The organism is Undibacterium sp. GrIS 1.2 (genome assembly GCF_040544435.1).
Lineage (GTDB): Bacteria > Pseudomonadota > Gammaproteobacteria > Burkholderiales > Burkholderiaceae_D > Undibacterium.
In genome coordinates this window covers 1-25,386 of the sequence record NZ_JBEONP010000021.1, presented here as the reverse complement: position 1 = coordinate 25,386, position 25,386 = coordinate 1, and the positions used below count along the sequence as shown (strand labels likewise).

22 protein-coding genes are annotated in these 25,386 nt (G+C 45.6%); 7 read left to right on the top strand and 15 right to left on the bottom strand.

The window, feature by feature from the left end; genetic code table 11:
• Positions 1-346 precede the first annotated feature (346 nt).
• The 3 genes from AAKU61_RS11000 to gloB all read right to left on the bottom strand — a co-directional run bounded on the left by AAKU61_RS11000 (position 347) and on the right by gloB (position 3,246).
• Positions 347-922 (bottom strand): elongation factor P, encoded by a 576-nt coding sequence (locus AAKU61_RS11000; RefSeq protein WP_322118025.1) that lies wholly within the window; start codon positions 920-922, stop codon positions 347-349.
• Between the two features lie 184 nt (positions 923-1,106).
• Complete coding sequence (gene earP / locus AAKU61_RS10995; protein ID WP_354332164.1) at positions 1,107-2,384, bottom strand: elongation factor P maturation arginine rhamnosyltransferase EarP; 1,278 nt, start codon at positions 2,382-2,384, stop codon at positions 1,107-1,109.
• A gap of 97 nt (positions 2,385-2,481) precedes the next feature.
• A complete protein-coding gene (gene gloB / locus AAKU61_RS10990; protein ID WP_354332162.1) occupies positions 2,482-3,246 on the bottom strand; it encodes a hydroxyacylglutathione hydrolase in 765 nt (254 codons plus the stop codon).
• An 85-nt stretch (positions 3,247-3,331) separates the two neighbouring features.
• On the opposite strand from gloB, the gene AAKU61_RS10985 reads away from it, so the two are divergent.
• From AAKU61_RS10985 to AAKU61_RS10975, 3 genes are all read left to right on the top strand, one after another.
• The gene (locus AAKU61_RS10985; protein WP_354332160.1) at positions 3,332-4,141 is read left to right on the top strand and encodes a class I SAM-dependent methyltransferase; all 810 of its coding nucleotides are present in this window, start codon (positions 3,332-3,334) and stop codon (positions 4,139-4,141) included.
• A complete protein-coding gene (rnhA, locus tag AAKU61_RS10980) occupies positions 4,134-4,568 on the top strand; it encodes a ribonuclease HI (RefSeq protein WP_354332158.1) in 435 nt (144 codons plus the stop codon). The genes AAKU61_RS10985 and rnhA overlap by 8 nt, the downstream gene beginning before the upstream one ends.
• Before the next feature lie 150 nt (positions 4,569-4,718).
• Positions 4,719-5,315, top strand: coding sequence for a HupE/UreJ family protein (locus AAKU61_RS10975; protein WP_354332156.1), 597 nt, complete (start codon positions 4,719-4,721; stop codon positions 5,313-5,315).
• A gap of 306 nt (positions 5,316-5,621) precedes the next feature.
• Here AAKU61_RS10975 and AAKU61_RS10970 read toward each other — a convergent pair whose 3' ends face one another.
• The 5 genes from AAKU61_RS10970 to bcsZ all read right to left on the bottom strand — a co-directional run bounded on the left by AAKU61_RS10970 (position 5,622) and on the right by bcsZ (position 12,276).
• Entirely contained in the window at positions 5,622-6,257 is a 636-nt protein-coding gene (locus AAKU61_RS10970) for a CatA-like O-acetyltransferase (RefSeq protein WP_354332154.1), read from the bottom strand.
• Positions 6,258-6,373: 116 nt separating this feature from the next.
• Positions 6,374-7,309 carry a transaldolase gene (gene tal / locus AAKU61_RS10965; RefSeq protein WP_354332233.1) on the bottom strand — a complete coding sequence of 312 codons (936 nt, stop codon included), beginning with the start codon at positions 7,307-7,309 and terminating at the stop codon, positions 6,374-6,376.
• A 164-nt stretch (positions 7,310-7,473) separates the two neighbouring features.
• The gene (selD, locus tag AAKU61_RS10960; RefSeq protein WP_354332152.1) at positions 7,474-8,556 is read right to left on the bottom strand and encodes a selenide, water dikinase SelD; all 1,083 of its coding nucleotides are present in this window, start codon (positions 8,554-8,556) and stop codon (positions 7,474-7,476) included.
• Between the two features lie 583 nt (positions 8,557-9,139).
• Positions 9,140-10,648 (bottom strand): DEAD/DEAH box helicase, encoded by a 1,509-nt coding sequence (locus tag AAKU61_RS10955; protein ID WP_354332150.1) that lies wholly within the window; start codon positions 10,646-10,648, stop codon positions 9,140-9,142.
• A gap of 356 nt (positions 10,649-11,004) precedes the next feature.
• On the bottom strand, positions 11,005-12,276 hold the full coding sequence (bcsZ, locus tag AAKU61_RS10950; protein ID WP_354332148.1) for a cellulose synthase complex periplasmic endoglucanase BcsZ: 1,272 nt from the start codon (positions 12,274-12,276) through the stop codon (positions 11,005-11,007).
• Positions 12,277-12,501: 225 nt separating this feature from the next.
• Between bcsZ and modA the strand changes: the two genes are divergently transcribed.
• Genes modA through AAKU61_RS10930 form a run of 4 tightly spaced genes read left to right on the top strand, consistent with a single transcriptional unit; the run spans position 12,502 to position 15,225 of the window.
• Complete coding sequence (gene modA, locus AAKU61_RS10945) at positions 12,502-13,269, top strand: molybdate ABC transporter substrate-binding protein (RefSeq protein WP_354332146.1); 768 nt, start codon at positions 12,502-12,504, stop codon at positions 13,267-13,269.
• Entirely contained in the window at positions 13,266-13,676 is a 411-nt protein-coding gene (locus tag AAKU61_RS10940; protein WP_354332144.1) for a TOBE domain-containing protein, read from the top strand. The genes modA and AAKU61_RS10940 overlap by 4 nt, the downstream gene beginning before the upstream one ends.
• Positions 13,673-14,359: a molybdate ABC transporter permease subunit gene (gene modB, locus AAKU61_RS10935; RefSeq protein ID WP_354332142.1), complete on the top strand. Its 687-nt coding sequence runs from the start codon at positions 13,673-13,675 to the stop codon at positions 14,357-14,359. The genes AAKU61_RS10940 and modB overlap by 4 nt, the downstream gene beginning before the upstream one ends.
• Entirely contained in the window at positions 14,359-15,225 is an 867-nt protein-coding gene (locus tag AAKU61_RS10930; protein ID WP_354332140.1) for an ABC transporter ATP-binding protein, read from the top strand. Before modB ends, AAKU61_RS10930 begins: the two co-directional genes overlap by 1 nt.
• Before the next feature lie 56 nt (positions 15,226-15,281).
• Here AAKU61_RS10930 and fabI read toward each other — a convergent pair whose 3' ends face one another.
• From fabI to AAKU61_RS10895, 7 genes are all read right to left on the bottom strand, one after another.
• Positions 15,282-16,064 (bottom strand): enoyl-ACP reductase FabI, encoded by a 783-nt coding sequence (fabI, locus tag AAKU61_RS10925; protein ID WP_354332138.1) that lies wholly within the window; start codon positions 16,062-16,064, stop codon positions 15,282-15,284.
• A gap of 586 nt (positions 16,065-16,650) precedes the next feature.
• Positions 16,651-18,351, bottom strand: coding sequence for an ABC transporter ATP-binding protein (locus tag AAKU61_RS10920; protein ID WP_354332137.1), 1,701 nt, complete (start codon positions 18,349-18,351; stop codon positions 16,651-16,653).
• Positions 18,352-18,360: 9 nt separating this feature from the next.
• Complete coding sequence (locus AAKU61_RS10915) at positions 18,361-19,470, bottom strand: ABC transporter permease (protein ID WP_354332135.1); 1,110 nt, start codon at positions 19,468-19,470, stop codon at positions 18,361-18,363.
• 39 nt (positions 19,471-19,509) lie between these two features.
• On the bottom strand, positions 19,510-20,448 hold the full coding sequence (locus AAKU61_RS10910) for an ABC transporter permease (RefSeq protein WP_354332133.1): 939 nt from the start codon (positions 20,446-20,448) through the stop codon (positions 19,510-19,512).
• 32 nt (positions 20,449-20,480) lie between these two features.
• Positions 20,481-22,322 carry an ABC transporter substrate-binding protein gene (locus AAKU61_RS10905; RefSeq protein ID WP_354332131.1) on the bottom strand — a complete coding sequence of 614 codons (1,842 nt, stop codon included), beginning with the start codon at positions 22,320-22,322 and terminating at the stop codon, positions 20,481-20,483.
• Positions 22,323-22,487: 165 nt separating this feature from the next.
• Positions 22,488-23,645 (bottom strand): ABC transporter substrate-binding protein, encoded by a 1,158-nt coding sequence (locus AAKU61_RS10900; protein ID WP_354332129.1) that lies wholly within the window; start codon positions 23,643-23,645, stop codon positions 22,488-22,490.
• On the bottom strand, positions 23,642-24,289 hold the full coding sequence (locus tag AAKU61_RS10895) for an ABC transporter substrate-binding protein (protein WP_354332127.1): 648 nt from the start codon (positions 24,287-24,289) through the stop codon (positions 23,642-23,644). The genes AAKU61_RS10900 and AAKU61_RS10895 overlap by 4 nt, the downstream gene beginning before the upstream one ends.
• Positions 24,290-25,386 lie beyond the last annotated feature (1,097 nt).

Genomic DNA, 25,386 nt, shown 5'->3' with positions numbered 1-25,386 from the left:
TGCGGTTTTAATTCAGATTTTCAGTACGGATTTTTATGAAGCTGTAAAGTGATAATGAATATACTCTCATATAGTATATTTTATCGTCCAATCAAAGTCTGGACAATTGACTATATTTATAAAAATCGAGGGGGAGTATCTATTATTTAGCTATTCTTATTGATGTTTTTTTACGATTTTTTCACTAATTAGCGATCAATTTTTTTCTGGTAAAAAAAGACGAAAAAAATGCCACCGGTCTAGCTATTACGACCGGTGGCATTTTTTATTTGCGGCGAAATGAATCGCCTTTTTGCTATATTTTAATTGCAGCTTAAGTACAGCTTGGTTATGTCTTAACTACGTCTTAGTTACGAATCACGCGCTTGTATTCGTTAGTCCGGGTATCGATTTCAATCATATCGTCCTGGCTAACAAACAACGGTACTTGAACGCTGTGGCTATGCGCTTCAATCGCATTTTCAATCTTGGCTTCTTTCAATACGTTGCCTGATGTGTTGCCTTTAACTGCTGGCTCTGAATACACAACTTGGCGAACGATCGTTGTTGGCAGTTCGACCGAAATCGCTTTGCCATCATAAAAAATTGCTTCGCATTCCATGCCATCTTTGAGGTAATGCAGGGCATCGCCCAAATTTTCTTCTTCGATCTCAAACTGCTCGTAGTCAGCGTCCATAAATACATACAAAGGATCAGCGAAGTAAGAATATGTGACAGGCTTTTTATCCAGTACAACAACGTCAAATTTGTCGTCGCCGCGGAATACGTTTTCCTGAGGGCTGTTGGTCAGCAGATTCTTCATCTTCCACTTGTAGGTGAAGCCCGTGCGGCTGGAGCCATTGACATCAGAACGCAGAACGATCATCGGCTTGCTGTCGACCATAATAATGTTGCCAACACGAATTTCTTTTGCAGGTTTCATAGTGAATATACGTAAAAAGGTGGTTGCATAAAAATCATCTGTCACTTGCTGGTGTCAGTTACTGTCGTCACTGATTGGCTACGATAGATAATGAGCCTTGCAAGCCTACATCTGACTGAATTAGATAAGTCGTTTTAAAATACGTCGAAAATTAACCGCGTATTTTAACCTATTTTAGCCACAGCTAAACTGCCGCTTGCTGAATCGCCTTAGTAAACTTGAGCAAATTGGTGCTTAAATCCCCATTTTCTAATAATTGCTGTCGCCAATGATTAGATATTTCAGCAATTTTTGGTATGTCAGCCCGGAATCGTGGCCAGATATTTCCGCAGCTATTGGCCAACAAGTGACTATCTTCCATTTTTGCAGCGCCATTCCAGGCTAGAAAGAACTCAATCAAACTTTTTGCTGTAGTTTCCGCATTAGTTTCTGCACCTGCACCTGCACCTGCACCTGCACCTGCACCTGCACCTGCACCTGCTGCTGTACCTACATAGCGTTGCAAAAACGCGTTCAATTTAACGTGATGTAAGTTTTCGTCTTGCGGATAGATGTGCCAGATAAAAGGTTTGCCCGCCCATTGTGCGCGGACGAAAGAGTCTTCTCCGCGAACAAAATTCAGATCACATGCCCACAGCAATTTATCGTAATCAGCTTGGGGGATAAATGGCAACACACGCACAGTTAATGCGCCTCGCGTTGCGGATACGCCAGCCTTTGGCTCTTGTCCTATAAACGCAGCAATCGCATCGGCAGCAACACCATCTGGTACCAGACAAGTCATTGCCACGTCACTTTGTTGCCAAGTATTAAGCAATGCAGACACTGGCGCTTGCGGATAGCAAAACAGGGACACTTTCAGCGAGCTCATCTCGCTCTCTGTAACGCCAAATTGGCCAAGAAAAGCTGCCATGCCAGTTTGATCAGATTGAAATTCTTGACGTTGTTGCTCCAAGTTTGATTCTAGTAGCAAACCGCCAGTTTTGTTCGTAAATCCCGGGAAGAAAAAATATTTGGTCAGCGGCAGTCTTGGATGCGGGGACGGCAGAGTATGGCAACCTTCCACCCATTCTTCAGCGGTAAGACCCTCCAGATTGAGCCATACCGGACGCGGATTGCATTCTGCCATCGCCGCAATATACGCTGGCGGTATGTCACAGGCAAAAAATTCAATCACAATATCTGATATCTCATCGGCGACAAATACACCGTCTTGATCGCGCCAATGTTGTACTGTCACGTTCGCAATTTTTTGTCGGTCGAGGTCAATGGCAACCTCAGGGCAAATCCGCTGAAAACTCCGTAGATCGTCGACCCATAAAGTGACTTGGATGCCATGCTCTTGTTCTAATTGTTTGGCAAAGCGCCAGCAAATCCCTATGTCTCCATAGTTATCTACGACTTTACAAAACAATGCGAGAGTTGGTGTAGGATGTTTTTTTGAGGGGATTTCTAAAGACATTTTTTGATGGTTGGATTTTTGATGCTTAACTTTGATTACTTTGCCGATCTCTCAAGCGCTATTTGAAATACTGTTTTGAATACTATTTCAAATACTCTCATCGGTAATGATTTTTCCATTCACGTAAAGCACCAAAATTGCTGGCATCGTCTTGGCCGGCAGTAATTTTTCCAGCGGCGATCAGGCGCGCTTGAATAGATGCCTCTCTGATGCGCATAAAAGGATTAGTTTGTTTTTCTAATCCGATCTGACTAGGGACGGTCGGAATACCATGATCGCGCTTATCTTGCTCGCGCTGGATGCGTTCAACTAGAGCGAGATTCTCAGGCTCGACTTCTTTGGCGAAACGTAGATTAGACATCGTATATTCGTGCGCGCAATACACAGCAGTGTCATCTGGTAAGGATGCTAATTGATCGAGTGATGTCAACATTTGTGCTGGTGTACCTTCAAATAAACGGCCGCAGCCGCCAGCAAACAAAGTATCTCCACAAAACAGCCAGTGCTGCTCTTTGGCGAAGTAAGCAATATGACCCAAAGTATGTCCAGGTACCTCTAACACTTGTAGTTTTAAATTGATGCCGGGCAGCGTAATTTCGTTACCTTGATTTAAGTGCTGAGTTACCGCTTGTATATTGTCATTTGCGGGGCCGAATACGGGTACGGATAGATGTCTGAGCAAGGCCGGGACGCCGCCGATATGATCTTGATGATGATGAGTTAGCACAATTGCTGACAAGCGTAAATTATGCTCATCCAGTGCGGCCAAGATAGGCGTTGCGTCACCAGGATCAACCGCTACTGCATAGGTACCATTGTGTATTAGCCATAGATAGTTGTCGTCAAATGCCGGGACAGTCAATATACTAAGGGCTCGGTTTTTTGTAAGCTCGCTGGCGGACACAATTGCCCCATTTGTACTAGTTGCACTAAGCATAAATTCCACAATGAATACAGATAAAAATTCCATTATAGACCTAGGCACCTGGCTAGCACAGCCGTCCGGTGCTTACATCATGCAGTGGGAGCAAGCTTTGCTGGATCGTTTGACGGTGGATATTTTTGGCTTCAATGCTTTGCAGATTGGTTTGCCACAAATCGATGCTCTAAGCGCCAGCCGTATGCCGAATAAATGGCGTACCAATAACGTCTTAATTCCACTCCAAGAGAATACTGTTGTCATCACAGGCAATACTCAAGCGGAACAGAAAAATAGCCGTTCGCCTATTGTTGTAACACATGATTTTTGCGAATTACCATTTCATTCGCAAAGTATCGATTTAGTGGTGTTACCTCATGTACTGGAATTTGTGGCCGAGCCCCATCAGGTCTTGCGCGAAGTAGAGCGGATTTTGATACCAGAGGGGCGCGTCATTATTTGTGGCTTTAATCGCGCAAGTTTATGGGGTGCAAGGCAGGCAGCGGGACGCATCGGTAAAAGTTATTTTTTACCGGAAGAAGGCGATTTTATTAGTGTGCCGCGTATGAAGGATTGGCTAAAATTACTTAATATGGAAGTCAATCATGCCGATTTCGGATGTTATGCGCCTCCATTTCGCACAGAAAAATGGCTCAACCGTGCCAGATTGATAGAGAATGCTGGTCAGCGCTGGTGGCCGTATTTCGGCGCGGTATACGCAATACAAGCAATTAAACGAATTAAAGGAATGCATTTGATTGGCCCTGCATGGAAGCACAAACGAGCAGCCTTAGGCAATGCCGTGCCGGTGGCCAATCGCAGCAAAAAAAATGGATAAGATAGAAATTTTTACAGATGGTGCCTGCAAAGGTAATCCTGGTCTTGGTGGTTGGGGAGCGTTACTAATCGCAGGCGAAAAAGAGAAAGAATTATTTGGCGGTGAGCGGAATACCACCAATAATCGGATGGAGCTGATGGCTGTGATCCAAGCTTTGGCTGTGCTGAAAAGACCATGCCAGATTGTGCTGCATTCAGATAGTCAGTACGTGTTAAAAGGCATCACGGAATGGATACAAGGCTGGAAGGCGAAAGGCTGGAAAACCGCTTCTAAGGCACCTGTAAAAAATGTCGATTTATGGCAGCAACTGGATGCTGCCCGCAGTGTTCATCAGATCGAATGGAAATGGGTCAAAGGACATGCCGGGCATCCGGGTAATGAGCGTGCGGATCAACTGGCGAATCGTGGCGTAGAAACTGTGAGATGAAGTGGCAATGCGCAATCAGCGAGAAGCTAGCGAGAGGCCAGCGAAAAATTTGCAAGAAATCAGCGGCACGTTTTTTGCGTAAGATAGTTGCATTCTGCAAAATCACATTCGTTTGCGCCGACCCGGTGCATTTTTATTGATGAGATCTAAGTGAGTAAGACACAAACTAGTTCAGTCCGAGGGATCGTTGTCGGCCTATTGTGCCTGATTAGCGTCTCTGCATTTGCGCATGATGGTGTGCATCATGACACCATGGGCTTTGTAGAAGGGTTTATGCATCCCTTTTCTGGTCTTGATCATTTGCTGGCAATGGTAGCGATTGGCTTATGGGCTGCACAAAACCGGCAATCGGCGCTTTGGGTTTTACCATTGAGTTTTCCGTTAATGATGATCGCAGGTGCGCTGCTCGCGCGATCCGGTGTCGCTGTACCGATGGTAGAAACGGGGATCGCGAGTTCACTTGCCATACTAGGTTTGCTGATTGCATTTGCAGTCAAGATGCCGGTCTGGCTGGCTGCAACGATGGTGTCTGTCTTTGGCGCATTACACGGCTATGCACATGGTGCTGAAATGTCGCCCAATGCTTCGATTGCGATGGCTGGTGCAGGTTTTGTACTAGCGACTTTGTTACTGCATATTACTGGATTGAGTATCGGCTTATTTGCCAACAGTGCGCGGATGAAGTCACTGATCCAGCTTGGTGGCTGCGGTATTGCATTGACGGGAGCTTATATGCTGGCGGTTTAATTCGCCGGAGATGATTGACTGTGGGTTCACATCGGTAAAAAGGACTATGAAAATTCATAGTCCTTTTTCATTTTGTCGTCACTGGTAGTTAACCGAGATTTCCCATTAGGCGTACCAAAGGTGCTATTTGAGTGCTGACGGCGCATTTTCGGTTATTTCCGATGCTCTTTGTTGCTGCTCATGGCTAGCCATGAGCGTCTTATTTACAATAAACTCAGACCAAAACTGCCTCGAAAAATACATCCGTCATCAACTCAAATCCTAATAGAAAATCTCAGTTTATTTCAAACTTAGCGCAAATTCGGTTTAATACTCAGTATTAAACAAATGCTCCAGCCCTTGTAAAAACTGATGCACATGATAGCCATCGACCAGGCCATGATGCACAAAAGTCGCAACAGGCATCATGAGTTTGCCATCTTGTTGAAAGCACTTTCCAACTGAAATTTTGGGGACGCTGTCCTTACCATCCAGATGGCGGGCATGTGTCAACCCTGTAAAACTGATCCACGGCATGGCTGAAAAATGTATCACGTCGTTACGGTTGGTATCTTCACTCAAACACAAGCCACTCGTCTCTTTAATTTTTTGCATAGACTCTTTTGCACCAAGCGTAAACTTGCTGAAGTCGGTATCAAAATTGATCTGACAAAAACCAAAAGTGTGATCCGCACGATCAATCGTAGCATTGGCGTGGATGATCGAATAATCAATCACCTTGCCCGACTCAATCCTGTAGCGCATTGCCTCGGTTTGGTTAACTGCTTGTAATATGCTGTGCAGGTAGAAAAGAAAAAAAGATTGCTGTTGCTCTTTGCAATGTTGATAGGCGAGAGAACAATCGATGTTTGCTACCAACCCATGAAAAGGCTCATCTAGTTTTGAAAAAAACTCAAAGTGTTCTCGCCTGTTCCAGGTGGATAATTCTATGATTTTATTCATGCCTTCTTCCGTTCACTACATTTAATTTAGTCAGAAAATAGTCAAAAACTGAGACGAAAAAATAGGGCAGTGTTTGCCCCATTTACTTTAAACAGTCATATTTTTAAGCTGTTTTTTCAAGCTATTTCAGCAATGATCTGTTCCAGCTTTACTGTGTCTGCGCAGAAGGCGCGTATACCTTCGGATAATTTTTCGGTTGCCATCGCATCTTCATTTAACTGGAAACGGAAAGTTTTTTCATTCAGACTGATTTTTTGCAGATCAGAAGCTAATGCCGTTTCTTTGTTTAATTTTGCGCTGATCGTGCTGGTCGTATCGGCTAATTTTTGCAGCAGATCTGGACTGATCGTCAGTAAATCACAACCGGCTAACTCCAGTATTTGCGATGTATTCCGGAAGCTGGCGCCCATAATTTCTGTGTCATAGCCAAACTTGCGATAGTAGGTATAAATCTTTTTTACTGACAGGACGCCAGGATCATCGGCGCCGAAAATTTCTTGTCCTGTTTGCTTTTTATACCAGTCGTAGATGCGCCCCACAAACGGGGAGATCAATTGCGCACCAGCCTCGGCACATGCAACTGCTTGCGGCAAGCAGAATAGCAAAGTCATGTTGCAGCGGATACCTTCTTTTTCCAGAATCTCTGCTGCACGTATGCCTTCCCATGTGGAGGCAATTTTGATCAAAATACGTTCGCGGGTAATGCCTGCTGCTTCGTATAAACCAATGAGTTTGCGCCCTTTGGCAACCGTGGCTTCTGTATCAAAAGATAAGCGTGCGTCTGTTTCAGTAGAGACTCGGCCCGGGACGATGTTCAAAATTTCTAAACCGAAAGCGACGAGCAAATGATCGATGATGTCATCGCTTGCTTTGCCAGTATGTGCACTGACAATTTTTTCTAACAAGGGACGATATTCTGCTTTCTGGACGGCTTTTAGTATCAGCGACGGATTGGTCGTCGCATCTTGTGGCGCATAGGCTTTCATGGACTGAAAATCGCCTGTGTCGGCAACTACAGTTGTGTACTTTTTAAGTTGTTCTAGCTGATTCATCATGATTTATTTTAAAGCTCTGAAAAATTAAGATTTAGGACTTACGCAAAATTGTCCCAGCAAGGCGTAGCGACGAAGATAGTACTTTGGTACAGCTAGGAGCTATAACGCAGCTGGGGTGGTTTTGCGTAAGTCCTAAGATTAATAAAAAACCGAGATACTTCCTATAAGCCAACCAGGACATTTGCTGCATCACCAGATTTTGCAACGATATCACCGATGACGGCAGCATCAAAAAAATTGTCTGCTTTAAATAAAGCCAATACATCCTCCACCGCATCGGCCGAGCAGGAAACTAATAAGCCTCCCGAGGTTTGCGGATCGCTGAGCAGCGCCTGTTGAACTGGGCTGATACCCTCCGCCAACACAACATCATGTCCGTAAGCATCCCAGTTGCGAGCGGAGGCACCCGTGATAAATCCGGCCTCTGCCAATTGCTGCACATCTGGTAGAAGCGGTATGTGCGACATCGTCAATTGGGCGGACACATTCGCGCCACGACAGACTTCTAACAGGTGTCCAAGCAAACCAAAACCTGTGACATCGGTGACTGCGTGTACTGCACTCATATTTGCTAATGCCATGCCAGGCCGGTTGAGCTTGGTGGTATTGGCAATCATGCTGGCATAACCTGCCTCGTCTAGTGCTTGCTTTTTGAGCGCTGCTGACAAAATGCCCACACCCAGCGGTTTGCCGAGAATGAGTTTGTCGCCGACTTTGGCATCGGCATTACGTTTGACTTTGGAGGGATGCACTAAACCGAGTACGACTAAACCATAAATCGGTTCGACTGAATCAATCGTGTGACCGCCCGCAATCGGGATACCTGCCTCAGCACAAATGGATTCTCCACCCGCAATGATTTTGCCGATGACCTCAATTGGCAATTGATTGATAGGCATGCCAACCAGCGCCAGCGCCATAATCGGAGTGCCGCCCATCGCATACACGTCGGAGATAGCGTTGGTGGCAGCGATGCGACCAAAGTCATATGGATCGTCCACGATCGGCATGAAAAAATCCGTGGTGGCTATGAGTGCTTGCTCGTCATTGAGTTTATACACGGCAGCGTCATCGGCGGTTTCTATGCCCACCATCAGGGCAGCCGGCACGGGGAAGCCAGTCGATTTTTTTAAAATCTCAGACAAGACGCCTGGCGCGATTTTGCAGCCGCAACCGCCACCATGTGAAAAAGAGGTAAGCCGTATCGGGGATGCTGGTGCCTCGGATAATACTGTTGATGTCATATAAATTGAGTAATGAGAATCGCGTAGGTTTTATCAGTGATGACAAAGTTGAATTACAGGCACCATACTAAACGAGATGCACAGCCTCTGTCCAAAGCTGTACAGTGATACTCACTATAAGTGCTTGCAGAGCATCGTTGAAGCACCTGGCAAGGTAGGACTACGCAAAAACGTCCTAGCTGTGTTGCGGCACCTAGCTATACATTAAACTACTGCCTTCGTCGCTGCGCCTTTGCCGGGATAACTTTGCGTAAATCTTATAGTGTATTGATGTTATCAAGCTTGTAGTAGGAGCAGTTTATGAGTTTTTTTTGATGAGGTGTGCGTCAGTCGATATGCCGCAATTATTTTTGGTATTAAATATACTATGGGGATGTATATTTTAATCGTCCATATAGTAATTGGACAGTAGGCAGTATTTATGGATTTTGGTAGGGGAGTATATTATTTTTGAGTCTCAGCGGATACTCTGAGACGGGCGAGATTACTTTTTTACGTTTACTTTTGATGTCCATAAAAAAAGCGACCACAAGGGTCGCTTTTGTTCGCTGCCGACAAATATTTGCCGATACATTTACCAGTATTAACGATCGCCAAATGAGCGACGTGCATTGCCAGTATCGCCAGTACGATTACCTTTGTAACCACCTTCGCTGCGTGGCGCGCCGCTGGTGCTGCCAGCTGGTTTGCTGAATGTGCGTTGTGCTGGTTTGTTCGCGCCATAACCACTACCTTCGCTACGATTGCCGTTCGCGCTGCTGCTGTTGCCAGAGCCAGCGTTATTGCCGCGATAGCCACCACCACTGCTGTTGCCACGGCTGTCGCCTGGACGCCAGCCGCTTGGCTTGCGTGCAGCACTATGCGATGTAGATGCTGTTTTCTTAGGCTCAAAGCCTTCGATAATTTCGACAGGAATCAATTGCTTAGTGAAACGTTCGATACGCTTAACGTTGATACCTTCAGCATGATTTACCAGAGAAATTGCAACACCATTGCGACCAGCGCGGCCAGTACGGCCAATACGATGGACGTAATCTTCCGGGAACTTAGGCAAGTCGTAGTTGAATACATGTGTAATCGCTGGAACGTCAATACCGCGAGCAGCAACGTCAGTTGCCACCAATACGCGGACTTGTCCACGACGCAGAGAATCTAATGTGCGGTTACGTGCACCTTGATGCATGTCGCCATGCAAAGCGGCAGCAGCAAAACCGGCGATGTTTAAACGATCAGCAATGGTATCTGCATCACGTTTAGTCGCAGTAAAGATAACAGCCTGATCAACCGTTTCGTCACGCAACAAATGGTCGAGCAAACGATTTTTGTGAGACATGTCATCAACAAAGTGGACTTTTTGCTTGATGTTCTCATGCTTACTTGCAGAGCCAGCGATCTGAATGACCATAGGATCTTTAGTGATACGGCGTGCCATGTTACCGACTACGCCATCCAATGTTGCAGAGAACAACATGGTTTGACGTGTTGCTGGTGTTGCTGCAACGATTTTTTCGATGTCGTCAATAAAGCCCATATCCAACATGCGATCGGCTTCGTCTAATACCAAAATTTCTAATTCGGAGAAATCAATTTTGCCGGATTCCATATGGTCGATCAGACGACCTGGAGTAGCGACCAGAATTTCTGGGTTGCGGGATAATAATTGCATCTGCTTTGGATAAGGCATGCCACCCAAAATCGACACTGCTTTAACGCGCTTCATATAGGCGCAGTATTTGTCAGTTGCTGTCGTTACTTGCAGAGCCAATTCACGTGTCGGTGTCAGTACCAACATTTTTGGTTTTGCAGCAACAAAGCGCGGGCGATCACCGCGTGCACGTGCTGATTGTTGCGCTTGGTTTGGCGTTTTGCCGGCCGCTTCTAAGTCGGTTTCTGCTGCACTTGCAAACTTGTGCAAGGCTGGCAACATGAAGGCGGCAGTTTTGCCTGAACCAGTTTGTGAAGATACCAACAAATCACGACCACTAATCGCAGCAGGAACAGCTTGTTCCTGAACGCTTGTAGGTTTTGTATAACCAGCGTCAGTCAGGGCGCGGATAACGGACGTGTGTAGGCCTAATGCTTCAAAAGTCATTCTAATCTTTCGTTAAAAATCAGCGCAGTGCAAATACAATGCGCGTAAAAAAGCAACGCTAACCAAACGAAATGAACAAAGAATACCAAGAAGGAAACGATGAAATTTCGGCACAAAAAGCTTTGCGCCGGGATGATGTCCAAAAGGTCGTACTGGACATGCAGGGCGGGAGGGCTTTTACATCGCATCATTTGTGATGTCACAAATGTGCAGGGTTTGCGGTGCTGCAAATTAATATTTAGTACACTGAAACTTGTGCTGCAGTGCAAAAACGCGATAATACAGTATTTCTGTAGAAAAAGCACGGATTTGTGATTGAAGGCAATGAATAAATCCAATTTGTCAGATTAACCGTATTATTTTCCGCAGCTGGATTTCCATTGCGGCATTAAATTGCCATTTGCGTGAAATTGATAACGCTGCTCTTGCCAGCCAAGTGCATACATCGCAAGCACTTGGTCGTAATAGGCGTCTGGCTTTATGAGTAAAGCAGAAATCCTCAGGTTTTGTTCTTCCCATGCTTTTTTATAACCGATAGTTTTTAAAAACGGTAGCATCGCAGCCGAGAATCCGGTGGAGCCGGGTTTGTTGATTTCTCCGGTGCTCACGTTAATAAATTCTGGCGGAAACGCTTTGTTCTCCACCAGGCTTGCCATAGGTTTGAGCGCTGTAAGAAGCGCTTTTTTATATGATTCCTTCTCTGGCAACATACCTGCCCATAAATAGACACGGATCGCATTGTAGCCGCCGTTACCTTTTTCCTGACCTTGGCTATCGATAACATATCCTTTCGCGCTGTCATAAATAATCCAGTCCGGGCTATAACCTTTGGGTGACGCACCGATAATGATTTGCGCCGAGGAATGCAATAACTTTTCCCAGCGTTCATCCTGACCATTATTGGCAAACCAGCGCATGACTTGGATTGGTGTGTAGCTAGGGTTGAGCTTCCAGCTGCTTGTTGTCGGCGTAAACCCCGATGGTGCTGGCAATAGACTCAGTCCTAGCTTTGGCAGGTCTGCGGTTTCTTCTCGCAGAATACGTTTACCGATTAATGTTGATAATGCCGTGTATCGTTTGTCATTCCAGAGAGTGCCTGCTTGACCCAAGGTATAGGCGAGCCAGAGATCGGCATCTGATGCAGAATTCTGATCAATTACACCCCAACTACCATCGTCTTTTTTACCCCAATACCAGGCCGGTAAACGCGCGGTAAGATCGCCGCCGGCCAGGTTTGCTTCTGTCCATCTTAATAAGAAATCAAAGCTCTTCTTATCATTAGCGACCAGGGCAAAAAATAGTCCATAAGCTTGCCCTTCGGAGGAACTATGAAAGCGCGGTGTGCTGGCATCAACGACCCGTCCGCCTTCATTAATAAAATTCTTCTTGAACGTCTCCCAAGCTGGCCAATTTCTAAACTCAGTCGAGTTTTTTTCACAATTACTGGCGGCGATTGCTGTCTTTGGCAAGAATGAAATGAATAAAACCAATAAACTAAAACTGCTAATAGCGAATAGCAATCGTAGCAAGCGAGCAAAAATTTTTTCACAAGTGTTGTGTGGTACGACCAATGCTTGATTGGGCTTGGCGCTCTTCGTGCCAAATTGAGGGGCTGGTACGGCAGTCATAGTCTTGTTTCAGGAAATTGCTTGGTCTGGTAGCATGCGTATGCATTTGTTGGCATTTAACCTCTAGTCGAACTTACGTAAAACGACTTACGCAAATCGGCTTACGCAAAATTTTCCCAGCTGCAATGCAAAGTCTAGCCGAACTAAAGTACTGTCTTCGCTGCTAAGTCTTGTTGGGATATTTTTTCGTAAGTTATACCTAGTTTATATTGAAAGAGTCTGAAAATGAAAATCTTCCCTAGCTTTTTTACGGCGATATTTTTTACCCTCACCAGCTCGGTCGCACAGGTCGCTAACGCCGATACGATTACAGTTGCAGTTGCTGCCAATGTGCAGTACGTCTTTGATGATTTGAAATCTGAATTTAAAAAAGAAACAGGACACGATGTTCAGGGCACTTTTAATTCTTCCGGTAAGTTCGTCACGCAGATCATGAATGGTGCGCCGTTTGATGTGTTTTTATCTGCCGATATGGAGTTTCCTGAGAAATTATATAAAGCAGGTTTTAGCGTTGTGCCACCTAAAGTGTATGCCAACGGAGCCTTAGTCTTATGGACGATGAAGGATGTCGATCTGGGTGATTGGCAAGCGCTGTTAAGCAGTAAAGCGATTGATAAAATTGCGGTGGCCAATCCTAAGACTGCACCCTATGGTCGTGAGACGATGAATACGCTGCAATATTACAAACTGACTACGTCTTTGCAGCCCAAGTTGGTATTTGGCGAGAGTATTTCGCAGACCAACCAATATATACAGTCGCGTGCCGCTGACATTGGATTTACGGCCAAGTCGGTAGTGCTGTCGCCAGAAATGAAAGGCCAGGGCAAATGGATAGACGTGCCCAGCGCAAGTTATCAGCCGATCGCGCAAGGTGCGGTAATTCTTAAATACGGCAAAGACAATCATGCAAAAGTATCGCAACAATTTTTTGATTTTATCTATTCCGCCAAAGCACGCGCCATTTTTGAACGTTATGGTTATTTGCTTCCATGAATAAACTTCCCGGGCAGATCATCGCTATTGAAGCATATGGCAGCGTTGCGATAGTCGATGTGCAGGTTGGCGCACATCAGTTTACTGCGACCTTATTGGGTGCTACAGATCACCTTGAGGCATGGAAAACCGGGCAAGTTGTGAGCTTGCTATTTAAAGAAACCGAAGTCGCTTTAGCGAAAAATTTATCAGGCCAGATCAGTTTGCGTAACCGTATGGCCTCTACCATTACCGCTATCGAGTATGGCCAGTTGTTGACGCGTGTCTTGATAAATATGGATGGCTTTGAGCTAAGCTCAGTGATCACAACAAGATCGGCGCGCAGTTTGGCATTCGCAGTCGGTGATCAGGTCGAGGGTCTGGTTAAATCAAACGAGATGAGTTTATTCGTCGGGGATGTTTTATGAATTGGTTTGAATCTATGCCAGATTTGCAACCGCTCTGGTTGACTTTTCGACTGGCAGGATTGACGACTTGTATTTTGCTGGTAATCGGCATTCCGCTAGCGTTTTGGTTGGCGTACACCCCTAACCGTTTTAAACCCGTATTAGAAACCTTGGTTAGTATGCCCTTGGTCTTGCCGCCCTCGGTATTGGGATTTTATTTGTTGCTGGCGTTTAGTCCGCAGAATGCATTTGGTCATTGGCTGGAAATCGCGCTAGGGTGGAAACTGGTATTTAGTTTCGCTGGCTTAGTTGTTGGTTCGGTGATTTTTAGCTTGCCATTTATGGTGCATCCTTTGCAGTCTGGCTTACAAAACTTACCTATATCGCTGATCGAAGCATCGCGTACTTTGGGTAAGTCTGATCTGTATAGTCTGTTTCGTGTTTTGTTACCGAATTGTCGTTCAGCGCTGCTGTCCGGCATCGTTTTAAGCTTTGCTCATACCGTAGGTGAGTTTGGTGTGGTCTTAATGATAGGCGGGAATATTCCTGGTTTGACCAAGGTTGCCTCCATCGCTATTTATGATGAGGTTGAAAGCTTAAATTATGCAGCGGCACATTTCTACGCGATGATTTTATTCGTCATTAGCTTTGCGATTTTGTTACTCGTCTATGTCAATAACAAAAGAATGTTGAAGATGCTGTGATGATTAACATCAACCTACAAAAGCAGTTGCACAGCGCTAATGGTCACATGCAGCTGGATGTAAATATCGACATCAAGCGCGGTGATTTAGTCAGTCTGTTCGGCGTATCCGGGGCGGGCAAAACTACCTTATTGCGGATGCTGGCGGGACTGACTGTGCCCGATAGCGGTAGCCTGATTGTGGACGGCGTAACTTGGTTTGACTCGAGTAAAAAAATATGTCTGCTACCGCAGCAGCGGGAGATTGGTTTTGTTTTCCAGGACTATGCTTTATTTCCCAATCTGAGTGTGCGTGCTAATGTTGCTTATGCTGTAACGACGCAGCAAGCAGCCTGGGTTGATCAGTTATTAGCGATGACCGGTTTGACAGAATTACAGGATAGATTACCTGGTATTTTGTCTGGCGGCCAGAAGCAACGCGTTGCCCTGGCGCGTGCCTTAGCGAGAAAGCCCAAACTATTATTACTAGATGAGCCTTTATCCGCCTTAGATGTTGATATGCGCGCTCAATTGCAGGATGAGCTTGCGACCCTGCATCATCAGTCGGGCTTGACGACCATTTTGGTCAGCCATGACATGGGCGAAGTATTTAAATTGGCACAACAAGTACACGTGATAGAGCAGGGGACGGTAAAGCAATCAGGCTCGCCAGCGCAAGTATTTTTACAGCAGCGGGTGCCGGGACAATTGAATTTGCGCGCTCAGGTATTGGCGATACGCAAAGAAGAAGTAGTGTTTGTTTTGTCGCTGCTGGTTGGTCAGGACATTGTCGAAATCATTGCCTCACAAGATGAGGTAGATGGTTTGAAGACCGGTGATACGATCTTTATTTCGACCAAGGCATTCAGTCCACTCATTTTCAAATAAAAAAGGGAGCAGGCGCATTGACTGTGCCTTTGCTCCCTTGTTTTTAGCTGGAATGCTTATTCAGTGGTGATGCCCATTACATGCGAAAAGCCACCGTCAACATACGTAATTTCGCCAGTAATGCCAGCCGACAGATCGGATAGCAAGAAGGCTGCGGTATTGCCCACGTCGTCGATGGTCACATTACGGCGCAGGGGTGAATGTTCCGCCACAAATCCTAATAATTTACTGAAATCTTTAATACCGCTGGCGGCTAAAGTTTTGATCGGACCGGCAGAGATACCATTCACGCGGACGCCGCGCTTGCCCATCGATTCCGCCAGATAACGTACCGATGCTTCCAACGATGCTTTAGCTAAACCCATGGTGTTGTAGTTAGGAATCGCTTTGATCGCACCAAGGTAAGACAAGGTCAGCAGGGCAGCATCTTTACGCAGCATCGGTAATGCGGCTTTGGCTAGTGCAGGAAAACTGTAGGCGGAAATATCGTGGGCGATTTTGAATGACTCACGCGACAAACCATCTAAAAAATCACCTGCAATTGCTTCGCGCGGGGCAAAGCCAATTGCGTGCACCAGACCATCTAGACCATCCCATGATTTGCTTAAATCTGAAAATACTGCATTGATTTGCTCGTCGCTGCCAACGTCGCAATCAAATACCAGCGCGCTATCAAACTCTTTCGCAAATTCGGTAATCCTGTCTTTGAAACGCTCACCTTGATAAGTAAAAGCCAGCTCTGCGCCTTCACGATGACAAGCTTTGGCGATGCCATAAGCAATAGAGCGGTTTGAGAGCAAACCAGTGATCAGGATTTTTTTGCCTTGCAGAAATGCCATATTAACTCCATGGGGTAGTCCATTGTTTCTGCGGCTTACAGGCCAAAATGGATTGTGGAGGCGCATATTTATTGGACTAAGGTTATGGGAACTTCTAAAATCCATATCGAGTATCAGTTAGTAATCGATCTCGATCAATAGGTTTTAAAAAACTCCTTGGGTGTTCAGCGTTGAGATTGCCTTCGTTTTACTCGCATGCAACTGCGAACAAATTAGAGTAACTCCTCAACAGGACGGAATTGTAGATGGTAGTCGTCTAGTCGGCAAATTTTTTCACTCCTGTATCTGCCCAAAATTGGCGTTAGCTCCCACAGCAGTGAATCTGAGGTGGTATTCATCAGCTTATATACAGGTAAATATTGATACTCCCTATTAGTATATTTAATTATCCATAGAATTATTGGACAATAGGGCATATTTTATAAAAAATAGGGGGAGTATCTTTAATTTCTTCAATAAAACTTGTGCAAAACAAATGAGGTGCTAAAAACAATTGTCCGTTTTACGCAAGTTCCTACTTTCCCCCTAAGTCCGATGCAAGCAGATTGCCGAAGCGCTCAATTTAGTTTGTACACAAGTCTGCAAACTAAGCGTGTAAGCCGCGCGGGATCGCATTCAGCAAGGTCTTGGTATAAGCCTGCGTCGGATTGCGATATAGCTCATCTGAATTTGCCAGCTCCACGACTTTGCCCTTATTCATTACCATTACCTGATCTGCAATGTACTTCACGACGGCCAGATCATGGGAGATAAAGATATATGACAGGCCAAATTCTTCCTGCAAATCTTGCAGCAGGTTCAGTACTTGTGCCTGCACTGAGACATCTAGAGCGGATACCGATTCGTCGCAGATGAGTATTTCTGGCTTCATCGTCAGGCAGCGCGCGATGGCAATACGCTGGCGTTGTCCGCCGGAAAACTCGTGTGGATAGCGATGGAAGGCGATTGCTGGCAGGCCGACTTTTTCCAGCAAGGTATAGGCCATTTTTGCGCGTTCACTATCATTGGCACCTATGCTATGGATTTGCATGGGCTCCATCAAAATTTGTCCAACCGTGAAGCGTGGATTGAGCGACGCATAAGGGTTTTGGAAAATGATCTGGATACGGCGCTTGTACTGCATAAAATCTTTGTTAGACATGGATAAAATATCCTTGCCTTCAAAGATTGCCTGACCAGCCGTTGCCTGGTGCAAGCGCATCAACGTGAGGCCCACCGTTGTCTTGCCAGAACCGGATTCGCCGACGACACCCAGAGTTTTTCCGCGCGCCAGTTTGAAGGAAACATCTTCTACTGCCCGAAATTCTTTTTTGCCGAAGAAGCCTTCTCGGGTGTAAAAACTTTTACCCAAACCGCGTACATCGAGCACGATATCTTCGTCGCCGTTTAATCCACGCGGCCGCTCTTTATGTTCTATAACGATGCTGCCCGTTTTCTCGATATTGCTCATAAAATCTGCAATCACCGGTAAGCGCCATGGACGCGAATCTAGGGATGGGCGGCAATGCAGCAGCGCCTGGGTATAGGTATCCTTTGGTGCTTGGAATATCTGTTTGACATCGCCAGCTTCGCGGATTTCGCCGCTGCGCATGACGATCACTTTATCGGCAATCTCGCCAACCAATGCCAGATCATGGGTAATAAACAGCACGGACATATTGTGCTTTACCCGTAATGCCTCGATCAGATCGATGATTTGTTTTTGTATCGTGACGTCGAGCGCGGTTGTCGGCTCGTCCGCGATCAGCAATTTAGGTTCGCAGGCAATTGCCATCGCGATCATCACGCGCTGTTGCTGCCCGCCGGACATCTGGCTAGGGTAAGCGTCAATTTTATTAGCAGGGTCGGGGATGCCGACTTCTTCCAATAAGGCGATGGATCTTGCTCGCGCTTGCTTGGCGTTCATCCCCATATGTAGTTGCAAGACTTCGCCGATCTGGAAGCCGACCGTAAACACTGGATTCAACGAGGTCATGGGCTCCTGAAAAATCATGGAGATGTCTTTGCCACATAATTGGCGACGTTCTGCGAGGCTTAAATCAAGCAGGCTGCGGCCTTCAAATGTGATCTTGCTCTCTTTCGCAATACTGGAGGTATCGGGTGGTAGCAACCCCATGATTGCCAGTGAGCTGACGGATTTGCCGCTACCAGACTCACCGACCAGAGCGACGGTAGAGTTGCGCGGAATATCGAAAGAAATCCCTTTGACAGTTTCTACGCTTTCTTTTTTATTGATACGGAAAGAGACGCGCAGATTTTCAACTTTTAATAATGATTCTTGGCTCATGGTCTGTCCTTATTTCAGCTTAGGGTCGAGCGCATCGCGCAAGGCATCGGTGAACAGCGAGAAGGCTGTTACCAGCACCGCCATGGCTGCGGTCGCAGCCACTAGCTGCCACCATTTACCCAAGATTAGTTCGTTTTGTGCTTCATTGAGCATACTGCCCCATGACACCACACCGACCGGGACACCAAAACCGAGGAAACTCAAAATCACTTCAGACTTAATAAATCCGACTACCAGAATAGATACTTGCACCAGAGCCACATGACTGACATTCGGGAAGATATGAATAAACATTTTACGGAAATGTGATGCGCCAATCGCGTCTGCTGCCCAGACGTATTCACGATTTTTATGCTTCATGTATTCAGCCCGGATCAGACGGAAAGGTCCAGTCCAGCCGGTAAATGCCAGAATCAAAATGATGGTCGTCACACCTTTTTGTTGCAACACGGCGGCGACCGACAAGATCAATAGCAAGTAAGGGATAGAGGTAAAGATGCTATAGAACCAGTTAAACAGATCGTCCACACGACCACCAAAATAACCGGAGATAGCACCGAATAAGGTCCCTAGCAAAGTCGCCAGAAAAGCCGCTACCAGACCCACCACAATCGAAGTTTCTGCTCCCTTAATCGTTTTCTTAATGATGTCATGACCCCATTTATCTGCACCAAAGGGGAGGGTTGGTACCCGTTCTGCGACGACCGCTTTGCCTTTTTTCGCCAGCTCGGTATAAATTTCTTTCATCTCTGTTGCCAGAGGATCGGGAACACCGTATTCATTGACGCTAGGCGGTTGTTGATTGCCCGGCGTTTTACGCAGTTCGCGCAAAACATCCGCTAACGGATCAAGCGGGTTTTCTGGTGGTGGTGCTTCGGCTTTTGCTGCTTCAGTTTTCACGGCATCAGCGCCGATAAAACCGGGCGGTGCATAGCTCATCGCGATTTCTTGCTCCCAGTCAGAGGCGATTAAGCCACTGGCGGAGAGCACCAGCACGACTAAAAAAGCTGCCACAACGGACATGGCAATCATGGCGATTTTGTCTGCTCGTAAGCGACGCCATGCTAAGGCCCACAAACCTGGAGAAACTGTTTGATCAGTTGAGTTTTTTGAATTCATTGAATTTGTTGATATTGACGTCGACATTCTCTTTTGGCCTTATTTCAACTGAACTCGTGGATCAACCGCTTGATACAACAGATCGGCTAACAAATTAAATAACATCGTGGCTGCGGCGACGTACACCGTTACTGCTTTGATTAGCGGGAAGTCGCTACTATCTACGGCAGCAATCACCTCGCGGCCTATGCCGGGGATGGAGAAAAAGCGTTCAATCAAAAATGAGCCGACAAGTAGGGCAGGCAAATTTGACATCACATGAGTAATGATGGGAATAGAGGCGTTGCGTAACACATGCACCCATTTAATCCGGCTCTCGGATACACCTTTGGCGCGTGCTGTGCGCACATAGTCCTGGTTAACTTCGTCCAGCACAAAAGTGCGGAATAGACGCAAGCTTGGCGCGACGCTGACTGCCAGTCCTATCAAGATTGGAAGTGCGGAATACTTGAAGAGATTTTCTGCAAAGCTATTGCCCCAACCCTGCACAGGAAACAGTCCTAGCTTATAAGCAAAAAAGTATTGACCAACAATGATGTAGACCAGAATACTGATCGACATGCCAACGGTACATGCCACCATCACACTGCGGTCTGTGAGACTGCCGCGTTTGAATGCAATGCCCAGTGCCAGCGCAATCGCAAACAGCGTTTCGAGAATAGTTAATGGTACTAATACCGTCAGCGATGGTCCTAGGCGCGTAGTAATGATGGATGAGATCGCTTCACCGGTACTCCAACTGGTACCAAAATTAAAGGTCACAATTTGCTTAATGAAAATACCCAGTTGTACGTAGTAGGGCTGGTCTATCCCAAGCTGAGTACGGATGTTGGCGATCTGTGCGGCGTTCGACATTTTGCCTGCGAGGATGTAGGCGGGATCGCCGCCCACCCAATTGAATAAGAAAAACACCAGCAAAATCACTCCCAGCATAGTGGGAGCCATTTGCCATAAGCGACGCAGGATATAGGCTGTCATGGAATACTTTCTAACGATCTAAGGGAGCTTATTTATTTACTTTTTTCGACATCGAAAAACATCCACTCGCCATAAATGATGGGATGCTTTTTGTAGCCGATAACGCGTGCTTGTGCCAGCATATTTCTATAGCGTGCGAAACCCATCATTTGTGCGGTATTGACTTCCATGATGCGTGCCATCTTGTGATAAAGTGCATCGCGTTCCTCTCCGGGAGGGAGTTTCTGAGATTCTTCATATAATTTATCGTATTCAGGCAGTTTGACGCAGCCATTATTGGTGCTACCAATATTCGGGCCGTAATACAGTTGCATGAAATTATCACCGTCGGGGTAGTCAGCAATCCATGGCGAGTTGCGAGTTTGAAGCTGGCAGGTTTTTTCCGCTTTTAGCATCTCAGAGAACTGGACTAAGTCCTCTTTCATTTTGATGCCAATCGAGTCGTAGGTTTTTTTCCAGACCTCGGTTTGTAATTTGCCGACTGCTCCGGAGCGGGCTGTGTAGCGGATTTCTAGTGGCTTACCGTCGGGCAGGGTACGGAATCCATCCGGACCTTTTTTGTAGCCAAATTTATCTAGTAAAGCATTGGCTGCGGCGACGTTATATTGAATGCTATTTTTATAGTTGGCATCATATCCAACAACGCCAGGTGGAATCGGGTAATCAAGCTTGACCGCATTGCCGTTGTAAACGATGTCGATTTCTTCCTGAATATTATGTGCAAGTGCTACCGAGCGGCGTAAGGCAATTTTTTCTTTACTTAATCCGCCCCAAACCGGGTCTTGCATATTCCAGTAATAAATACTGGTTTCCGGATCTGGGATGCGTGATAACTGGACGCCCTTTTTGACTAATGCAGGTTTTAATTTGCCGTTGTCTAGTGCCTGAGGTGCCAGAGGACCCTCGAGTTCAAAGATGTCGATTTCACCGCCTTGGAAAGCTAACCAGCGCGACTGATCTTCTATCATGACATTAATTTCTATGCGTCCAATCTGCGGCATGCGCTTGCCCTTCATCGCCGCCATGATTTTTTGATCCTCAGGACTAGCTCCGCCTTTGAAGTCCCAAACATCGCCACGATAATCTGGATTGGCTAACAAAATGATTTTGGAGCCACGTACCCATTCATCCAATGCCACCATATAGGGGCCGGTGCCAACGGGGTGGCCCATAACTTGACCTTGTAAGTCCTGATATTTTTCTATTACTTCCCGCGCGACCGCCCCGGTCGGGTTGTGTGCCAAGATCAAACCAAGATTGAAGTCCGGGCGGGTAAGGTGAATGCGTAGAGTGTATTTGTCTACCAATTCCAGACCAGCGATTTTTGTATCGTAATTAAACTTGTTGGTTTTTTTGGCTTGCTCGGCCAATTCATCTAATCCAACAATTTTCCCCGATAATAACCAGGAGTGAGGTGAAGATAATTTGGGGTCCATCAATCGCTTTAGCGTGTAGATGTAATCCGCCATGGTCAATTCACGTCTTTTGCCATTGAAGGCATCATCAGGCGTAAAGTAAATCCCTTTTTTTAATTTGATGGTGTAGGTTTTTGCGTCGGCAGAAACCTCTGGCATGCTCTCCGCTGCGCGGGGGATCAGTTTGACCGGGCTTGCCAGGTAGTCATAGGAGTACAGAGTTTCAAAGATGACGTAGTTGACACCGTTTGAGTACAAGTCTTTTGCCGCGCCAGGGTCGAAGCCAGTTTCAGCTACATTGAATACCCATTTCAACACTTTGTCAGGATCTGCAGGATTAGTAGCGGCGACGGCTAGTTGTGATGAGCCGATGGAAATGAGGCTGGCAGCGAGCGCTATTTTTCTGAGATGGCGTTGATACTTTTTAAAGAAAGTGTGCATAACTGACTGGGATTTCATTATTACTGGGTCTCCTGCTTAAGTGACCGATTAGGACATTTGATACAACAGTTTTCTGACATAAATATAGGTTTCATATATAGGTTTCATATATGGGCGGCATATATCTTTTTGCCTGCCAGCATATTAACTATGATTGTGTTTAACTTGATTAACAATTCGTACTTAATGTGGTGCAACGTCAAGGTACATCCAATCTGAATGGACGATAGGATGTTTTTTAAATCCTTGTATCCAAGGTCTAATTAAATAGCTCCGCACCCTGATGGAATGCATAATCCACGGCGTGTCAGCCTCCATTTGACGACTCATTTGTGAATACAATTTATTGCGTTCTTCACTCGGCGGTAATGAGATCGCTTTTGTATAGAGTGCATCGTAGGCCGGTGACTCATAGCAAGCGTGATTGCCTTGACCAGATTTTGGTCCGTACAGTAATTGAAGGAAGTTTTCGCCATCAGGATAGTCAGCGAGCCACGCGCCGCTCCACATCACGAGTTTGCAAGCACTAGCTGCTTTTAAATTGTCTGCAAAATTGCTGACCGAAAAATCCATGTGAATGCCGAGTTGATCCATCCCGCGTTTAAATATCTCGGCCTGTACTTTATAAATATTAGCTGGCTCCATCGTTTTTTTAATGACTAATGGTGAGCCATCGGGCATCGTGCGGAAGCCGTCAGCACCGCGTTTATAGCCGAAATGGTCTAATAGTTTATTTGCTAAGGGAATATCGTAAGTCAGGCTGCTGCGGTATTTGGGATCAAAGCCCACGACATCGGGTGGAATCAGGCTTTCAGCTTTGATCGCCTGTCCCAAACGCATTTGCGCAATCTCGTCTGTGTTGCTATATGCCATCGCAATCGCACGCCGAAGGGCAATTTTTTCTTTGGTATAACCACCAACTATGGGATCACGCATGTTGAAGAAACTGAATGTCGTGCCTGCGTCAGCGACGCGCTCCATCTTCACGCCTTCTTCGATAAAAGACGCTTTTAATTTATCGCCATCCAGTACAACCGGTGCAGCGATTTGCGGCATTTTGTCGACATCGATTTGCTTATCCTGGAATGCTAGCCAGCGCGATTGTTCTTCTTCGATGATGCTGATTTCCACTTTGCCGACTTGCGGCATCTTCTTACCCTTCATGACTTTGACTATTTGATCGTCCCAGTCTGAACCAGAGGATTTGAAGTCCCAGACATAACCGCGGTATTCAGGGTTTGCGCTCAGAAATATTTTGCTACGCGGCAGATATTTCTCCAGCATATAAGGACCGGTACCGACTGGATGCATGCCAGTTTGATTGCCATAACTTTCAATCACTTCCCTTGCCACACCGCACCAAGGCCCGAGTAGGCGACTACATATAAGAAGTTATAGTCAGTTTTTTTCAGTTCAATGCGCAACGTGTATTTATCAATTGCCCTTAGTCCGGCAACTGGCATGTCGTAGTCAAATTTGTTAGTTTTCTTCGCTCTCGCCTGAACTTCATCCATGCCCACAATTTTGCCATCAATGAAACTGGCGTGAGGCGACCGATTAGCTGGATCAAGTATGCGTTTAAAGCTGTAGACATAGTCTTGCGCAATTAACTCATGCTTTTTACCTTTGAACGCCTCATCCGGTGAGAAGCAAATACCAGGAATGATTTTGAAGATAAATACCTTACCCTCATCACTTACCTCCGGCATTGCCTCAACCGTCTTCGGTACTAACTTAGCTGGACGTGCCAAATAGTCATAACCAAGTAGTGGTTCAAAAATCGCATCAGCTACCCAACCAGAATAATGATTTTGTGTTTTTGCCATATCAAAACCATCATCTGCACCCTCGAAAGCTTGCCGCACAATTTTATTGGGATCTGCTGGGTTGCTCGCTGATGCTGGTGTAACCCCGGTTGCGTAGCTCAAAGAAATTAATCCGATGAGGCCAAGTACATGCAGTTTTGATTTGAATTGATACAGCATCTTGCAACACCTCTTGATTAATTGGTTGTGGCTCTTTTACTGCAACGGGCATTTATTATGAACATGGCTCTAATATGCCGGCTTTGATGCTGCGATCCTGATACTTCGTACGCTATTTTGAGGTGTTATGTAATAGACGTGATGGAGGAGCATCAATACTTAGAACCTAAAAAAGCCGTAACCATAGCGTAAGTCACGGCGATGTGACACATGCTGTAAAAATATTTATCTTATTTTTCCGCACTAAAAAAGCGCGATTTAAACAGAAATATTAAAAACACATCACATTAGAGAGCCGTTGACTAAGTTTTGATGTTGTTCTGCACCAAAATGAATATTTGAGCGCGCGCAATATACAACTGATTATCGAGTGTTTTAAGCGAGAAAAAAAATTTTATTCTGATTGTTTGTGCACAGCAAAATAAAAACGACTTCTATTAAAATTCTACTATCTACGCACCAAATTTTTGCTGCACAGCACAAATTAAATGCATAGCTAAAGTCGAGATTTAGCTATGAAAAGTGGCCTGTTGTTTTTTAGGGAAATCAAAAAAATCGAGTATTGACAGGCCAAGCTTAGAAGTGGTTCCATGCGCCATCAGAAATTTTTTGATTCTTTCATTTTCACTTTTTAGGTAAAAACACAGCTTTTTTTACATATTGATAAGCCGTAAATGCTTTCTTATGAATCAATAGCTGATTAGATTTGATATGGCGCGTATTTTGCTAAGCATTTAAATCTAAATAAAGGAAAAGCGTAACAATTTCCTGGAGGTTTGTTTTGTTCTATTTGCTTAAAATAAGATGAAAGAAAGGGTACGCAAACGGTTGCTTGATCATATAATGCATTTTTTTAGTAAAAATATGCTGCATAAAATTAAGTAATATTGTTCTGTCAGGACTGCGTAAATTGTATTTTTTTATGGTTCTTTTAGATTGATGTTTATTCATCTACTTGGGTCGATTAGCAACAAATAATATGTTGCGGTATTCGGAGGATGTTAGGTATGGATTTTTCAAATCACCAGCAAGAGCCGGGCAAGAAGGTGTTCGGGATAGGGCTGGTAATCGCATTTCACATATTGCTCGTGTATGCC

Bases quoted from the DNA above. Each gene is read 5' to 3' on its own strand.
- AAKU61_RS11000 (WP_322118025.1), bottom strand. From the start codon at position 922: ATGAAACCTGCAAAAGAAATTCGTGTTGGCAACATTATTATGGTCGAC.
- earP (WP_354332164.1), bottom strand. From the start codon at position 2,384: ATGTCTTTAGAAATCCCCTCAAAAAAACATCCTACACCAACTCTCGCA.
- AAKU61_RS10985 (WP_354332160.1), top strand. From the start codon at position 3,332: ATGAATACAGATAAAAATTCCATTATAGACCTAGGCACCTGGCTAGCA.
- rnhA (WP_354332158.1), top strand. From the start codon at position 4,134: ATGGATAAGATAGAAATTTTTACAGATGGTGCCTGCAAAGGTAATCCT.
- AAKU61_RS10970 (WP_354332154.1), bottom strand. From the start codon at position 6,257: ATGAATAAAATCATAGAATTATCCACCTGGAACAGGCGAGAACACTTT.
- tal (WP_354332233.1), bottom strand. From the start codon at position 7,309: ATGAATCAGCTAGAACAACTTAAAAAGTACACAACTGTAGTTGCCGAC.
- selD (WP_354332152.1), bottom strand. From the start codon at position 8,556: ATGACATCAACAGTATTATCCGAGGCACCAGCATCCCCGATACGGCTT.
- AAKU61_RS10955 (WP_354332150.1), bottom strand. From the start codon at position 10,648: ATGACTTTTGAAGCATTAGGCCTACACACGTCCGTTATCCGCGCCCTG.
- bcsZ (WP_354332148.1), bottom strand. From the start codon at position 12,276: ATGACTGCCGTACCAGCCCCTCAATTTGGCACGAAGAGCGCCAAGCCC.
- modA (WP_354332146.1), top strand. From the start codon at position 12,502: ATGAAAATCTTCCCTAGCTTTTTTACGGCGATATTTTTTACCCTCACC.
- AAKU61_RS10940 (WP_354332144.1), top strand. From the start codon at position 13,266: ATGAATAAACTTCCCGGGCAGATCATCGCTATTGAAGCATATGGCAGC.
- modB (WP_354332142.1), top strand. From the start codon at position 13,673: ATGAATTGGTTTGAATCTATGCCAGATTTGCAACCGCTCTGGTTGACT.
- AAKU61_RS10930 (WP_354332140.1), top strand. From the start codon at position 14,359: ATGATTAACATCAACCTACAAAAGCAGTTGCACAGCGCTAATGGTCAC.
- fabI (WP_354332138.1), bottom strand. From the start codon at position 16,064: ATGGCATTTCTGCAAGGCAAAAAAATCCTGATCACTGGTTTGCTCTCA.
- AAKU61_RS10920 (WP_354332137.1), bottom strand. From the start codon at position 18,351: ATGAGCCAAGAATCATTATTAAAAGTTGAAAATCTGCGCGTCTCTTTC.
- AAKU61_RS10915 (WP_354332135.1), bottom strand. From the start codon at position 19,470: ATGAATTCAAAAAACTCAACTGATCAAACAGTTTCTCCAGGTTTGTGG.
- AAKU61_RS10910 (WP_354332133.1), bottom strand. From the start codon at position 20,448: ATGACAGCCTATATCCTGCGTCGCTTATGGCAAATGGCTCCCACTATG.
- AAKU61_RS10905 (WP_354332131.1), bottom strand. From the start codon at position 22,322: ATGAAATCCCAGTCAGTTATGCACACTTTCTTTAAAAAGTATCAACGC.
- AAKU61_RS10895 (WP_354332127.1), bottom strand. From the start codon at position 24,289: ATGCTGTATCAATTCAAATCAAAACTGCATGTACTTGGCCTCATCGGA.